This is a genomic window from Solirhodobacter olei (assembly GCF_004010155.1).
Lineage (GTDB): Bacteria > Pseudomonadota > Alphaproteobacteria > Rhodobacterales > Rhodobacteraceae > Solirhodobacter > Solirhodobacter olei.
In genome coordinates, this window is record NZ_RRYH01000049.1 from 1 (window position 1) to 235 (window position 235).

The following is a 235-nucleotide window of genomic DNA, read 5'->3' on the forward strand; positions in this document are numbered from 1 at the left end:
TGCAGGCTCCTGCCGATGACCTCGTCTCGCCCGTAACCCGTAGCTTCTGCGAAGGTTTCATTGATCGATACGGTGCGGGCGTCGGCATCGGCCACATTGATCATCACATGCCTACCCAGAGCCCGCCAGAGAAGGTCATGATCCTCCGGCGCGTGGCCGGCTGCGATCGGGATCTCCGCGTTCGCGTCGTGGGATCGCGACCGCCTGGACAGTCGCGCGTTGAGAAGCGCGCCGC

The 235-nt window shown here is 64.7% G+C and carries 1 protein-coding gene; it reads right to left on the reverse strand.

Annotated features, from left to right (window positions below; genetic code table 11):
- A partial coding sequence (locus EIP85_RS23540; RefSeq protein WP_164871850.1) for a PAS domain-containing protein occupies positions 1–104 on the reverse strand: 104 nt, incomplete at its 3' end.
- Positions 105–235 lie beyond the last annotated feature (131 nt).